Raw genomic sequence first — 14,187 nt, 5'->3', positions numbered from 1 at the left:
CTTTTTGAAAAAAGCTTCACCAAAAACTTCTGTCATTTTTGTCAGGGGGACTGGGCAGGCACTATTCCGTTGCTGTCCGGCCACAAAAAATCCCGGCATCAGATGATACCGGGATTTTTCAGAAGCTGTCGGCGTTACGCCGGAATCCTGTGGTGGGCGCACAAGGGCTCGAACCTTGGACCCGCTGATTAAGAGTCAGCTGCTCTACCAACTGAGCTATGCGCCCACAGGGTTTTCCCTTTCGGGTGAGGGGCTTTTACCAAGGCAGGGCCATCAGGACAAGGGGATTTTTCAATATTTTTTCCCCTGCATGATATCTGGCCCCGAAATCCCCCTATTCCCTTGCTCCGCCACAAATGTTCATTGTTTGTTTCCAAATCACCCGGCAGACAGGCGCCATACAACCAGAAGTTTTTTGGTTCTTTTTTCCAAAAAAGAACCCCTTCCCTTACGCCTGCAACAGCTTCAGCAACCCGTCGAACTGATCAAGGGAGCGGTAATCAACCCGCAGCGTCCCGCCCTTGCCGTCAAACGTGATATGGACCTTCAGCCCCAGCTTCGCCGTCAGTTCGCGTTCCAGCGCACCGATCTCCGGGTTTTCGTGGTTCTTTTCATCCTGCTTTGCCGCGACCTGACGTTTGGCCACCGTCTTTTTCGCCAGCGCCTCGGTCTGGCGGACATTCAGCCCCTGTTTCAGCACGACCTTCAGCGCCGCAACCGGATCGGGATGCGCCAGCAGCGCGCGCGCATGGCCCGCCGACAGCTCCTTCTCCCGCACGGCGTCGCGCACCGGCGAGGGTAACTGCAACAGGCGCACCATGTTGGCGACATGGGGCCGTGACTTGCCGATCGCACCCGCCAGTTCTTCCTGCGTCAGGCGATAATCATCCAGCAGACGCTGAAGCCCCTCGGCTTCTTCGATGGCATTGAGGTCAGCACGTTGCAGGTTTTCCACCAGCGCCGCCGCCATCGCATCCCCATCGTCGAGCGCACGGATGTGGACCGGGACCTCATGCAGGGTGGCAAGCTGCGCCGCGCGCCAGCGCCGCTCCCCCGCGATGATCTGGAACACGTTGGGACGGTCGGGATGCGGACGGACCAGAATCGGTTGCAGGATGCCACGCGTGCGGATGGACTCCGCCAGTTCCTCCAGCGCCTCGGGCGCCATGTGCTGACGTGGCTGGAACGGGCCGGGTTCAAGGACATCCACCGGCAGGACCGATCCACTATCCATGGGCTTGCGCGGCTCCAGCCCCGGCGCGGGATTGAGCATGTTCACCTGATCGCCCAGCAATGCGGCCAGCCCCCGGCCCAGTCGCGGACGGGCGGCGTCCTTCTTCGGTTTCATCCCTGCTTCTTCCCTTTCCTGCCTGCCTTGAGCGCAAGACGTGCGATCACTTCCTCCGACAGCGCCTTGTAGGCCTGGCTGCCGGAAGAGCGGGCATCGTAGAACATCACTGCCTGACCGTGGCTCTGCGCCTCGGAAATGCGGATGTTGCGCGGGATGACCGTTTCCATCACACGATCGCCAAAGAACCCGCGTGCGTCGGCAGCGACAAGTTCCGACAGATTGTTGCGCCGGTCATACATCGTCAGCACGATCCCCTCCAGCTTCAGCGCCGTGTTCAGGGACTTGCACAGGCTGTTGATCGTGCGCACCAACTGGCTGATCCCCTCCAGCGCGAAGAACTCGCACTGCAACGGCACGATGACCGCCTGCGCCGCCACCAGCGCATTGAGCGTCAGCAGGCCGAGGCTGGGCGGGCAGTCGATCAGGATGACATCATACTCCCCCCCGATCCGCGCAATGGCGTCACGCAGGCGGAATTCGCGTCGGTCAGACATGACCAGTTCCAGTTCGGCCCCCGCCAGTTCCGTATCCGCCGCGATGACCGACAGGCCGGGAATGGAGGTTTCCTGTATCAGGTCCGCCGCCGGTGCGTCCTCCCCGATCAGGGCATAGGTCCCGCGACGCCGGTTTTCGTAACCGATCCCCAACCCGGTGGAGGCATTGCCCTGTGGGTCGATATCGATCAGCAGGACGCGGAATCCCTGCGTCGCAAGACCGGCGGCAAGATTGATGGCTGTTGTTGTTTTCCCCACACCGCCCTTCTGGTTCGCAAGGGCGATGATGCGGGGGGTATGCGCGGCCTTATCGACCGGCTGCATGGTTGTGGTCTGTGACACGCCTTATATCGCTCAATCTGAGAATGACACCATCCGCATCGGTGCGGCTTGGAATTCGGGTCACCGCCATGCGCCAGTCGGCATGGGCGGCGTTGAGTTCTTCATCTGCGTTCTTGCCCTTCAGGAACAGGCAAAATCCTTCCTTGTCCAGAAACCGCACGCCCCATTGCAGAAGCTGCGGCAGAGGGGCCAGCGCGCGTGCGCTTACCACGTCGACGGGTCCGGCATCTGCCGCCTCGATCCGGCTGGCAATAACACGGGTGCGCACCCCCGCCACGCGCGATGCCTCCCGCAGGAACGCGGCCTTGCGCTGGTCCGATTCGATCAGCGTGACATGCGCATCGGTCGCCATCGCGATGACCAGTCCGGGGAATCCCCCGCCCGACCCCATGTCCACCACACGCGCACCCGCCGGGATCAGGGTGGCGAGTTGCAGGCTGTCGGCAATATGGCGGGGCCATAACTGCGCCAGATCAGGGCGGGAGACAAGGTTGATGCGCGCGTTCCAGCGCACCAGCAGGTCGGCATAGGCCGTCAGGCGTTCGCCTGTTTCACGTGAAACATGTCCAAGGATCGCGTCCTGCATCGTCATGTCGCGTGCCATGCCTCAGGCCACCTGCCGCACATGCGACAGCACCGCCACCAGTGCCGAGGGCGTGATGCCGGGGATGCGCTGTGCCGCGCCAAACGTCACCGGCCGCGCCTGCGACAGGCGTTCCTGCATTTCGGTGCTGAGGCCACCGATCGCACGGTAATCAAGGTCATGCGGCAGGGTGATGCGCCCGTCACTGGCAAGCTGCCGGATCTCGCGCTCCTGCCGGGACAGGTATCCGCTATAGCGGGCTTCGGTCGCGACATGCTGGCGCACCCGTGGCGACAGGTCAGCCAGCCATGGGGCGATCTTCTCCACCGCCTCCATCGCCGCCCCCGTCGCCATGACATCGAGCAGCGAACGCGCGCGCCCATCGGCGGAGACCGCAATCCCCTCCCGCCGCAGGGCTTCGGGGGGATAGGTTTCGGTGCGGGCACGTTCCATGGCAGTGTCGATCGAGGCGCGCTCCGCCTCGAACCGCTGTCGGCGCGCGGGGCCAACACAGCCCCATTCCATGCCTAGCGGCGTCAGGCGCAGGTCGGCATTGTCGGCACGCAGCGTCAGGCGATATTCCGCGCGCGACGTGAACATGCGATAGGGTTCGGACACGCCCTGCGTCGTCAGGTCATCAATCATGACGCCGATATAGGCCGTGCCACGATCCAGCGTCACCGTCCCCTCGCCCGCCGCGCGACGTGCCGCGTTAACCCCGGCAAGGATGCCCTGTGCGCCCGCTTCCTCATACCCCGTGGTGCCGTTGATCTGCCCCGCAAGGAACAGGCCGTGCAGGGATTTGAGCTCCAGCGCCGGGGTCAGTTCGCGCGGATCGACATAGTCATATTCCACCGCATAGCCGGGACGCACGATGCGGCAGCGTTCCAGACCGGGGATTGAATGCAGCATCTGTTCCTGCACATCCGCAGGCAGGCTGGTGGAGATCCCGTTGGGATAGACCAGGTCGCCCCCCGGATTGCCCGGCAGGGCTTCGGGTTCAAGGAAGATCTGATGGCTGTCGCGCTGCGCGAAGCGGACGACCTTGTCCTCGATGGAGGGGCAGTAGCGCGGCCCCCGCCCCGAAATCGCCCCACCATAGATGGCCGACAGGTGCAGGTGTTCGCGGATGATTTCATGCGTGCGCGGGGTCGTCGCGGTGATGCGGCACGACACCTGCGGGTTCGTGATCGTATCCGTCATGCGGCTGAACGGTTCGGGGACCGCATCGCCCCGATCCTCCGCCAGTGTGTCCCAGTCGATGCTGTCGCGCGCGATGCGGGCGGGCGTGCCGGTCTTCAGCCGCCCCATCCGCAGGCCCAGCGCCTGCAACCGTTCGCCCAGTTTGCGGGCCGGCGCCTCCCCCACGCGGCCCGCAGGCTGGCTGTCATGGCCGACATGGATGACACCGCGCAGGAACGTGCCCGCCGTCAACACCACCGCCCCGGCATGGAATACACGCCCATCCTCGCACACCACGCCACGGACCGTATGGTCGTCATCGACCACAAGGTCGCCCGCAGCGCCCTCGACAATTTCCAGCCCTTCGGTTTGTGCCAGCAGGTCCATGATCGCCTGCTGGTACAGGAACCGGTCCGCCTGCGCACGTGGCCCATGGACGGCTGGCCCCTTGGAGCGGTTGAGCAGCTTGAAATGAATCCCGGCCCGGTCGGCGGCCCTGCCCATCAGGCCGTCGAGCGCGTCGATCTCGCGCACCAGATGTCCCTTGCCAATCCCACCAATCGCCGGGTTGCACGACATCACCCCCACCGTCACGCGATGGTGGGTCAGCAGCATGGTCCGCGCACCACATCGGGCGGCGGCGGCGGCGGCCTCGCACCCGGCATGGCCGCCGCCGATCACGATCACATCGTAAGTGGCGTTCACCTTATCCTTGCTCCCGCTTCATCCCTACTTGCCGATACAGAACTGCCCGAACACCGTGTCCAGCAGTGCCTCCACATCCACAGCCCCGGTCAGGCGCCCCAGCGCGCGCATCGCCAGGCGCATCTCCTCGCCCCGCACCTCTGGCCACGCATCGTCGGCGGCACGGGCCAGGTGGCGGGCCGTCTCCTCGATCGCGGCGCGATGGCGCGCGCGTGTCAGGGGGGCGGCCGCACGTCCCTGCGTCAGGTCCCGCGCCCGCTGCGCCAGCACGTCACGCAGGGTTTCCATCCCCTCCCCGCTGCGCACGCTGATGCCCGTGATGCCCGGCGGGGCGGCGACTTCGTCAATCTTGTTGCAGACCATGATGCTGTCGGGGCCGACCTTATCCGGTACCGCCGCACCTGAAAACACATGTATCACGCAATCAGCCTGTTTCACGTGAAACAATGCCCGCCGCACGCCTTCGGCCTCGATCTCGTCCTCGGTTTCACGCAGGCCCGCCGTATCCACCAGTGTCACCGGCGCATCGCCCAGCACGACACGCACCTCGATCGCATCGCGCGTGGTCCCGGCGCGCGATGACACGATGGCGGCGTCACGCTGCGCCAGTGCGTTCAGCAGGCTCGACTTCCCCACGTTGGGTTCGCCGACAATCGCAAAAACCAGCCCCCGGCGCAGGCGCTCGCCCTGGCTGCCATCGTCAAGATAGGCCTGCATTTCATCACGTAGGCCCGCAATCGTGCCGAGCAGTTCGTCCTCCACCTCCGGCGGCAGGTCCTCGTCGGGGAAGTCGATCAGCGCCTCCTGATGCGCAAGCGCGGTGCGCAGGCGCGCGGCCCAGTCCTCATACAGGCGGCTTTGTGCGCCATCGGCCTGTGCCAGCGCCTGCCGCCGCTGGGCCTCGGTCTCCGCATCAATCAGGTCGGCGATACCCTCCGCCTGCACAAGGTCGAGCCGTCCGCTGGCAAAGGCGCGACGCGTGAACTCCCCCGGTTCGGCCGGACGCGCGCCCAGCGCCACGAGCGCATCGGCCACGCCGGAAATCACCGCAGGCCCGGCATGCAGGTGCAGTTCCGCGCTGTCCTCGCCAGTATAGCTGTTGGGTCCGGGAAACCACAGCACGACGGCCCGGTCGAGCAGCACGCCCTGCCCCCCATCCGCATCGCGCCGCCAGATCCCGCGCAGCGACGCGCGGCGCGGTTCGGGCAGGCCACCGCACAGGCTGCGCAGGATCGCGTCACTCCCCGCGCCACTGATGCGCATGACGGCAATGGCGGCGCGCCCCGCGCCGGTGGCAAGGGCGAAGATGACGGGGGCCGCACCGTCGCCGTGCCGCCCTGCTGGAACCTCGGTTGCCGCTGTCATTCGGGTCGTTCCCATTTCCTCTGTGACGGGAACGGGTTATCGTTCACGTCCCTGTCGTGATCAAGGTGACACATGCCACAACTCTCCCTGCACTCCCCTATCGGCCCCCTGACCGTCTCGGCCGAGGACGACATGATCGTAGCGCTCGACTGGGGCTGGGGCCGCGACCAGGAGGAAACGCCCCTGCTGCGCCGCGCGTGTGACTGGCTCGATTCCTATTTCGACGGTGACACCACACCCTGCACCCTGCCGCTGGCCCCTTATGGCACACCGCAGCAGGTTGCGGCATGGACATTCATCCGCACCATCCCGATGGGACAGACCATGCCCTGTGCCGAGGTCGCGCGTCAGGCCGGCGTGGACGTGGCGGACGTGGTGGCCGCATGCAGTGAAAACCCGATCCCCATCCTGATCCCCTGCCACCGGGTGGATATGGACGGATGCGCGGAGTACGACGCGGACACCTACCCCGGCGATAACGGGGCGATGGACCGCACCTTCCTGCGTGAGATGGAAACCGGCACGCCCGACACGGATTGAACCCAACGCTCACGAGCACGAGGAACCCCCGCCATGAACACAGTCATCCGCATCCATGAATATGGTGGCCCCGACGTCCTGCGCGCCGAAGACCTGCCGATCCCTACACCGGGCGAAGGCGAGATCCTGATCCGGCAGGCAGCGATGGGCGTCAATTTCATCGACACCTATTACCGCAGCGGCCTGTACAAATTTCCCTCCCTACCCGCAACGCCGGGCATGGAAGGCGCGGGCGTGGTCGAGGCGGTCGGCCCCGGTGTGCGTGACCTCGCGGTGGGGGCACGCGTGGCCTATCCCATCATGCTGGGCGGATACGCGCAGTACCGCATCATCGCGGCAGACCGGGTGGTGGCGCTGCCCGCCGAAATCCCGTTCGAGACGGCGGCGGGCATCATGCTGCGTGGCCTGTCGGTGCATATGCTGCTGCGGCAGGTACATGACGTGCGCAAGGGGGAGAACATCCTCGTCTACGCAGCGGCAGGCGGGGTCGGGCTGCTGATGTGCCAGTGGGCGCGGCATCTGGGCGCGCGTGTCATCGGCGTCGTCTCGACCGAGGAAAAGGCCGAACTGGCACGCGCCAACGGGGCGGCGGATGTGCTGGTCGGCACGCACGACATCCCCGCACGGGTCCGTGCCCTGACCGATGGCGCGATGGTGCCCGTCGTCTATGACAGCATCGGCCACGCCACGTTCGAGGACAGCCTGAACTGCCTCGCACCGCGCGGACTGATGGTCAGCTATGGCAACGCGTCCGGCGCGGTAACAGGGGTCGCGGTCGGCACGCTGGCCAGCCATGGCAGCCTGTACCTGACACGCCCGTCGCTAGGCACCTATATCGCGAAGCGCGATGAACTGATGGCGGGGGCTGCGGAACTGTTCCGGCTGGTGGAAAAGGGCGTCCTCACCCCGCGCATCGGGCAGAGTTTTGCCCTGAAGGACGCAGCACAGGCGCATGTCGCGCTGGAATCGCGCAAGACCACGGGCAGCACGATCCTGCTGCCCTGAACCGGGAGGAAGCGCGCATCCCGACCTGCCAGCACGATCAGGGATGCGCCGCCTGGTAAAGCCGCACGAAATCGTGGATCGCGTCTTCGAGTTTCATGCCCGGCCGGTCATATCCGGCGGCGCGAAGGCGCGTGTTATCGGCCTGCGTGAAATACTGGTACCGCTGGCGCAGGACCTCCGGCATCTCGACAAAGCGGATGCGGTGCTCCAGCCCCAGCGTGTCAAAGATCGCCCCCACAAGGTCGAGGAAGCTGCGGGCCTGTCCGCTGCCGCAATTATACAGGGCCACGCCCTGTGACTGTTCCAGCAGCCACAGGATGACAGCCGTAATGTCGGCGACATAGACAAAGTCGCGCAACTGCTCGCCATCGCGGTAAGCAGGGTTGTACGAACGGAACAGGTCAATCGTCTCGCCGTTGCGGATCCTGCCGATATATTTCGAGGCCAGGCTCATCATCGCGCCCTTGTGGCCCTCGTTCATGCCAAAGACATTGAAGAACTTCAGCCCGATACACAAAGGCGGCAGTGCCTGTCCGCTTTCCCTGCGGCTTGCCACGACCTGGTCGAACAGCTGCTTGCTCCACCCGTACAGGTTCAGGGGCCGCAACCGGCGCAGATAGGCCAGCGACAGGTCGTCCTCAAAACCATGGGCGCCATCGCCATAGGTCGCCGCCGAGGACGCATAAATGAACCTGACCTGCCGTTTCGTGCACCAGTCGAGCAGGGCGAGGGAGAAGCGGAAATTGCTTTCCATCACCTCGTCCCCATCCTGTGCCATCGTGGAGGAATTGGCCCCCATATGGATGATCGCCTCGACCTCCCCCTGCCGGTCCAGCCATGCCAGCAGTTCATGTGGCGGGACGATGTCCTGCACGACGCACTGGCGCAGGTTCTGCCATTTCCCGTCACGGCCCAGCCGGTCACATACGGCCACGTCCATGCGCCCGGCTTCATTAAGGGCAGCGACGATATTGGACCCGATGAATCCTGCCCCGCCCGTCACAACGATCACTGAGATTTTCCTCCCGCAGCAGAGGTGAAAAGAGAAGAGCCCCGTCCCATCAGGATGCCATCATGGCGCGATGCGCGACAGTAATGGCCGACGTCAGGTGATAGAGGCTGGATGCCGGCACCGGGTCATTCCCCCACGCCCCGTTCGCAAGGCGGCGTTCGCGCCACAGGCCGGCAGGCGTCAGATAACTTTCGAGGACACGGTACGCCTCCCCGATCCGCGCCTCCGTCGGATCAGGGCGCAGGATTTCGGCCTTCAGCCATTCCGTCTGCGGCCACAGGCGCTGGCTGCGCGAACGAACGGTGCCATCGCCCATGACCTCGTCAAACAGCGCCCCCGTCACCGGGTCCTTGCCATACAGGTCGACAAAGCGCATCAGCCCCCGCAGGGCGTCCTGCATCCCCGGAACGGGCGCACGCCCCGCCCTGGCACGAGAACGGGCATGCCATGAAAGCAGCCAGACCCATTCGGCATGATGCCCCGGTTCCACCACGAATCCCGCTTCCTCCCTCTGGAGAGGACGAAGCTCCTCATCGAAATATTCCGGCAGCAGCCCGGCCCCGGGCAGCCAGAGATGATCGAGGAACAGTCGGGCGATTTCATCGGCGCGGTCAAGGAAAGGATCGTCACCAAAGCTTTCGGCCGCCGCAAGATATGCCTCCAGCAGGTGCATGTGCGGATTCTGCCGGCGCGGCAGCGCATGCGGCAGGCTTTCATGATATCCCGCGACAGGATGGCGCAATACCCGCTGCAGGTAGGCATCAAGGGCCAGCGCCTCCGCCTTCAGCCTGTCGGCCGGACAGGCACGCATCGCGCTCGACAGCGCCAGCAGCACGAAGGCGTGGTCGTAAAGGTCGCGCCGTGCGTCGATGACCCGCCCATCAAGGTCGAACCGCCAGCAATACCCGCCCGAGGGATGAAGCGCATACCGCCGCAGGTAATCGATCCCGTTCTGCACCGCCACGGCGGCCTGTTCCATCCCCTGCACCACGGCTTCGCTGAAGACATAGATCTGGCGCGTCACGACCCGCAGCCTGCGGAAATCGGCGCTGCAGTGGTAGGTGCCGTGGGAAAGATGCTCATGAAAACCGCGAAACCGCGCCCCGGAGTCATGGTCCAGACCACGCGCCAGCCACAGGGGCCATGCGACATCACGCAACCAGCCAAACAGTCTGTCATCGATTGCGCGCAGGGATGATGAAGGCACCATCACCCGACATTCCCCATCATGGCGCATGCGCCGCCGCACCGAAGATGCCGCACGTCAGGGCACAAATCCATTTCCTGCCCTTCCGGCTGCCATCTTACCCATACCGCCCTGAAACCATGTTCCTATTGCCGGGGCACGACGCTGCCCGTGCCGATCCCGCCGGGATCGTCCGCGTCAATCATGCCCATGCGGCGTATCATCGCGGTCGTGCTGGTGTCAGGCAGGTAGTCGATCAGTTCGACCCGCCCGCCATAGGATTCGACAAGGTCACGTCCCACCACCGTTTCCAGTCGATAATCCCCGCCCTTGAACAGCACATTGGGGCGGAGCTGCGATATGAGTTCAAGCGGCGTATCTTCCCCAAACAGGATGACGGCGTCTATCATCTCCAGTGCGGCGGCGACAGTCAAGCGCGCCGCCTCGTCCTGCACGGGGCGGTTTTCGCCTTTCAGGCGGCGGACGGACTGGTCGGAATTCAGGGCAAGGACAAGCCGGTCAACACGGTTGCGCGCTTCGGTCAGGGTATGGATATGGCCGGGATGCAGCAGGTCGAAACAGCCATTGGTGAAGCCGACCACGAAACCCGCGTCCTGCCAGTGCGCCACCTGCTGGCGCAGGCGTGGCACGCTGGTGAAGATCTTGGGGCTGATGCGGTGCACGCGCCGGTGCAAAAGCAGGTCCCCAAGCTCCGCCACATCGGCGGACGCCGTTCCCGGCTTTGACACCGCGATGCCTGCCGCCGCGTTGGCGATACGTGTCGCCCCCACCAGGTCGGCCCCGGCCGCCATCGCCATGCCAAGCGCCGCCACCAGCGTGTCGCCCGCCCCGGATACGTCCACGACCCGCCGCGCCAGCGTGGGAAAGCGCGCCCGCGTCACACCACCTTCGACCAGTTGCACGCCACATTCGCTGCGCTTGACACAGATGGCCGCCCCACCCGCCAGCCGCGACAGATGGGTGGCCGCCTGCTCCACCGCCCTGTCATCCTGCGCGATCGCATGGTTCAGCACCACGCCTGCTTCATGCAGGTTCGGGGCGATGACCGTGGCCCCGCGATAACGGGCGAAATCACGCCCCTTGGGATCGACAACAACCGGGATGCCCAGTGAAGCTGCCGCCCCGGTCACGGCATGGATCAGGGAGGACTGGAGCACGCCTTTCATATAATCGGAAAGGATGACGACATCCGTGCCGGGAAGGGCGGCAAGGGCGCGGTGCGTGATCTCGTCCAGCACCTCCCCGGTCGCAGGCATGGAATGTTCCCAGTCCAGCCGCAGCAGGTGCGTATTATGATGCGGGTTGATGAAACGGGTCTTGAGCGTCGTGGACCGGGCAGGATCGGTGACAAGGTTGGCCGTGATGGCAGGGAACCGCGCGATTTCCGCCCGCAGTTCAGCTGCAATCGCATCTGCGCCGCAGACGCCGAACAGATGGCATTCCCCGCCCAGCGCCACGATATTGACGGCCACGTTGCCAGCACCACCCAGCATCTGTTCCTGGCTGCGCGCGGCAAGGATCAGGGTCGGCGCTTCCGGCGAAACCCGGTTCGTATCGCCATAGACGAAGCGGTCAAGCATGACGTCGCCCACGACCATGATGCGACGACCGGCCATGTGGCGCAGGATTTCAGCAATGGGCGTTGCAATCATGCGCGATATCCTGACCAGGGCATATATGGGTGTCGCATAATGGATGGTCCAGCCACGGGGCGGGAAGGGTGGGGCCGCTCCCCGTTTAACATCATAGCAGGCTTTATTAAACCTGCATGCCGCGCGTCGCGACATTTGCCAGCACCCGGGCATGCAAGCCATATTCCGCCCGCCCCGACTGCCGCGCCGGCATGCTGGCGACAGGAAAGGACGGCCACGCATACTGCCATTGCATGACAGGAAATCCGCGCCTCCTGCTCTGCTTGACGGGGTTGCTCCCTTCTGTACCTCTTTGGTGGCATATGACCCGGATTCTGCAGGCCATGCAGGACATTTCAGCCTAAAGTGAGGATAACTTGCCCCAGAATACGCTGCCAACCGTATGGTTAGACATCTCGGATTTCCTGGAATACGCCAGGGGGGGCAATATTACGGTCAGCGGCATCCAGCGTGTCACTGCCAATCTTGTCACGCTCAGGGGGCAGTCGAAGTATAATGTGACGCCAGTCGTCGCGAAAGATGACGACGCGGTCTTATACGCCGCCAATATCGAACTGTTCCAGAAACTGGTCGATGGCCTGCAGTCTGGTCGGCATGATTCCAAGCATATACAGAAGCTGGAAAAGAAGGTCCGCAAGAACCTTGCCCCGGCCCGGACGTCTGCGGGTGACATCTTTGTCATTGCCGGGGCTTTCTGGGCGTACCAGGATTTCCAGTTCCTCAAGGACCTGCGGGAACGTGGCCTGAAAATCGGCGTGCTCATCCATGACCTGATCCCGATCAGGAACCTGCAATATGTCGCTCCTGCGCTGACAAGGAGCTTTGAGGACGCATTCCTTGACGTCCTGTCGGAAGTGACGCTTGTCCTTACGATTTCCAATTATGTCCGCGATGACCTGAAGGATTACATGCAGGGCAGGCTTGGCCTGGACATCCCTGTCGAAACGATTACGGAACCGACCGAACTTCCTGCAGTTTCCTACACGTATGAGAATATCCGTGACGAGGTGAAGGCCGCGGCGAAACAGGATTACGTCCTGTTTGTCTCCACGATCGAGGTCAGGAAAAACCATACGCTCCTGATGAAGGCATGGGAACGGCTGCGTCTGGACCGCAATCTCAATGTCCCGAACCTTGTCTTTGTCGGGAAATGGGGATGGGGCAGCGAGAAAATCCGCGAATACCTCGACAAAACCGGCGGAGTTGGCAAATGGATCTTCCTGCTGAGCAGCCTGTCAGATGAAGAGCTGAGCTACCTGTACAGGCACTGCGTGATGACCTCTTTCCCCAGCCTTGCGGAAGGGTGGGGCCTGCCGGTTGGGGAAAGCCTTGCGCATGGCAAGATGTGCATCGCCTCCAACGCCACATCCATTCCCGAAGTCGGCGGCGACCTGGTCGATTATATCGACCCTTACAATGTGGACCGGGCCTGCGAAACCTTCCGTTCCTTCTTCCGCGATCATGACAGGATCCGGCAGCGCGAAAAGGACATCCGCGAAAACTTCAGGGTCAAGACGTGGGATGCCTACTGCAAGGAATTCTACAAAAACATAGACCAGCACATAGAAGACAAGAACGCCCTCTCCAGGGAGGGAAACTATGTCTACTCCCCCGGGGAAATCTATTTCTACGGGTCGGATGACGTATCCGAACAGAATGAAAAGGGCGGCCTGCTGGTCACGGCCCGCATGACCCGGGTGTCGGGATGGAACAGGCTTGAGAAATGGGGATGCTGGGCGGCCAACAACCGTGCCGTCATCGACCTGCCGACCTCCCTGCCTGCCGGGCGGAAGGTCCGCGTCTTCATCCGGGTGAAGGCCCCCGTGTCACAGGAAAGGATGTGGCTCTCATGCCAGGCGGGCGGCGAGGATTTCGCCTATGGCAATGTCTCCCCCGTGGCGGCCTTCATCAATTTTGACGGCGTCATCGGACAGGACGGCAACCTTCGCGTCGTCCTGAACTCGACCGGCGTCCCCGCCCCCGACAGTTCCTACCCGACGGTTCATGTCGGCATCAGCGCCATCGGGTTCGTGCCCGCGGACGATGCCGCGGCCTGCCTCGGCTTCCTTGAAAAGGTCCTGAACGAAACCCCCAAGACGCTTGGCGACGCCATCGGGACAATGCCACGGGGACAGGCGAGCGCCACAGGTCCGGGCATGGGCAGTCCGTTCCTGTCCCGACTGCTCCTCGGCAAGGCGGAAAACCCCAAGCCCATACTGGGGACCGTGGAAAAGATGTCCGACAGGCTCTCCCTGTTCCGCGCACGCAGGTCCGCACGGAAACAGAAATGGGGAGAGGCGGAAAAATACTATGCCGCCATGCTGCGGCGATACATCAACCGTCCCCGCATCCTGGTGCAGTATGGCCACATGCTCAAGGAACAGGGATTCTACGCACCCGCCGCCGAGGCCTATCGGCAGGCCGCGAAAATCGATCCCTCCGACAAGGAAATCCGCAAACACCTCGCCGCTGTCGAGCATATGGTAAACAACTGACGCCAAGGCCTGCTGTCCCATGGGCAATCCCCTGACAAACGCGGGGGATTGCCCGGCAGGCAGTGCTGGACAGCGTCAGGAGACGGCACAACAAACCTTCCCGGTTTCGCAAAATCCCGTCCGGCCAGTATCCGGCCGGACAGACAGAAGGGAGCGCCCCCCTCTGCTTGACGGGGTTGCTCCCTTCTGTATCTATTTGATGGTATATTTACCCCCTGCTCTGCAGGCCATGCAGGACATCTCAGTCTCAAAGT

Annotated in this window: 12 protein-coding genes and 1 tRNA gene; 3 read left to right on the top strand and 10 right to left on the bottom strand. The window is 63.6% G+C overall.

All coding sequences use genetic code 11. The features are described 5' to 3' along the window. Positions 1-150 precede the first annotated feature (150 nt). The 6 genes from KMAL_RS08305 to mnmE all read right to left on the bottom strand — a co-directional run bounded on the left by KMAL_RS08305 (position 151) and on the right by mnmE (position 6,022). Positions 151-226 (bottom strand) — tRNA-Lys (locus KMAL_RS08305). Positions 227-448: 222 nt separating this feature from the next. Beyond that, complete coding sequence (locus tag KMAL_RS08300; protein WP_110095246.1) at positions 449-1,348, bottom strand: ParB/RepB/Spo0J family partition protein; 900 nt, start codon at positions 1,346-1,348, stop codon at positions 449-451. Beyond that, positions 1,345-2,169 carry a ParA family protein gene (locus tag KMAL_RS08295; RefSeq protein ID WP_110095245.1) on the bottom strand — a complete coding sequence of 275 codons (825 nt, stop codon included), beginning with the start codon at positions 2,167-2,169 and terminating at the stop codon, positions 1,345-1,347. The genes KMAL_RS08300 and KMAL_RS08295 overlap by 4 nt, the downstream gene beginning before the upstream one ends. Next, on the bottom strand, positions 2,153-2,791 hold the full coding sequence (gene rsmG, locus KMAL_RS08290) for a 16S rRNA (guanine(527)-N(7))-methyltransferase RsmG (protein WP_408887906.1): 639 nt from the start codon (positions 2,789-2,791) through the stop codon (positions 2,153-2,155). Before rsmG ends, KMAL_RS08295 begins: the two co-directional genes overlap by 17 nt. 3 nt (positions 2,792-2,794) lie before the next feature. Then, positions 2,795-4,657 (bottom strand): tRNA uridine-5-carboxymethylaminomethyl(34) synthesis enzyme MnmG, encoded by a 1,863-nt coding sequence (gene mnmG, locus KMAL_RS08285; protein ID WP_110095244.1) that lies wholly within the window; start codon positions 4,655-4,657, stop codon positions 2,795-2,797. Positions 4,658-4,681: 24 nt separating this feature from the next. Then, positions 4,682-6,022 (bottom strand): tRNA uridine-5-carboxymethylaminomethyl(34) synthesis GTPase MnmE, encoded by a 1,341-nt coding sequence (gene mnmE / locus KMAL_RS08280; protein ID WP_110095243.1) that lies wholly within the window; start codon positions 6,020-6,022, stop codon positions 4,682-4,684. 72 nt (positions 6,023-6,094) lie between these two features. On the opposite strand from mnmE, the gene KMAL_RS08275 reads away from it, so the two are divergent. Together KMAL_RS08275 and KMAL_RS08270 are read left to right on the top strand one after the other, a co-directional pair. Continuing rightward, on the top strand, positions 6,095-6,562 hold the full coding sequence (locus tag KMAL_RS08275; protein WP_180999770.1) for a methylated-DNA--[protein]-cysteine S-methyltransferase: 468 nt from the start codon (positions 6,095-6,097) through the stop codon (positions 6,560-6,562). A gap of 33 nt (positions 6,563-6,595) precedes the next feature. Beyond that, complete coding sequence (locus KMAL_RS08270; RefSeq protein WP_110095242.1) at positions 6,596-7,567, top strand: quinone oxidoreductase family protein; 972 nt, start codon at positions 6,596-6,598, stop codon at positions 7,565-7,567. A gap of 37 nt (positions 7,568-7,604) precedes the next feature. On the opposite strand, the gene rfaD is transcribed toward KMAL_RS08270, so the two are convergent. The 4 genes from rfaD to KMAL_RS17790 form a co-directional block, all read right to left on the bottom strand. Further along, on the bottom strand, positions 7,605-8,579 hold the full coding sequence (rfaD, locus tag KMAL_RS08265; protein WP_110095241.1) for an ADP-glyceromanno-heptose 6-epimerase: 975 nt from the start codon (positions 8,577-8,579) through the stop codon (positions 7,605-7,607). A gap of 49 nt (positions 8,580-8,628) precedes the next feature. Further along, positions 8,629-9,789, bottom strand: coding sequence for an AGE family epimerase/isomerase (locus KMAL_RS08260; RefSeq protein WP_110095260.1), 1,161 nt, complete (start codon positions 9,787-9,789; stop codon positions 8,629-8,631). 122 nt (positions 9,790-9,911) lie between these two features. Then, positions 9,912-11,438, bottom strand: coding sequence for a D-glycero-beta-D-manno-heptose 1-phosphate adenylyltransferase (gene rfaE2, locus KMAL_RS08255; RefSeq protein ID WP_110095240.1), 1,527 nt, complete (start codon positions 11,436-11,438; stop codon positions 9,912-9,914). 106 nt (positions 11,439-11,544) lie between these two features. Then, positions 11,545-11,673: a hypothetical protein gene (locus tag KMAL_RS17790; protein ID WP_275399308.1), complete on the bottom strand. Its 129-nt coding sequence runs from the start codon at positions 11,671-11,673 to the stop codon at positions 11,545-11,547. Between the two features lie 121 nt (positions 11,674-11,794). On the opposite strand from KMAL_RS17790, the gene KMAL_RS08250 reads away from it, so the two are divergent. Further along, positions 11,795-13,933, top strand: a complete 2,139-nt coding sequence (locus KMAL_RS08250) for a glycosyltransferase family 4 protein (RefSeq protein ID WP_110095239.1) — start codon at positions 11,795-11,797, stop codon at positions 13,931-13,933. Positions 13,934-14,187 lie beyond the last annotated feature (254 nt).

The organism is Novacetimonas maltaceti (assembly GCF_002906255.1).
In the GTDB taxonomy this organism is placed as follows: Bacteria; Pseudomonadota; Alphaproteobacteria; order Acetobacterales; family Acetobacteraceae; genus Novacetimonas; species Novacetimonas maltaceti.
This window is presented reverse-complemented; position numbering and strand designations above follow the sequence as displayed.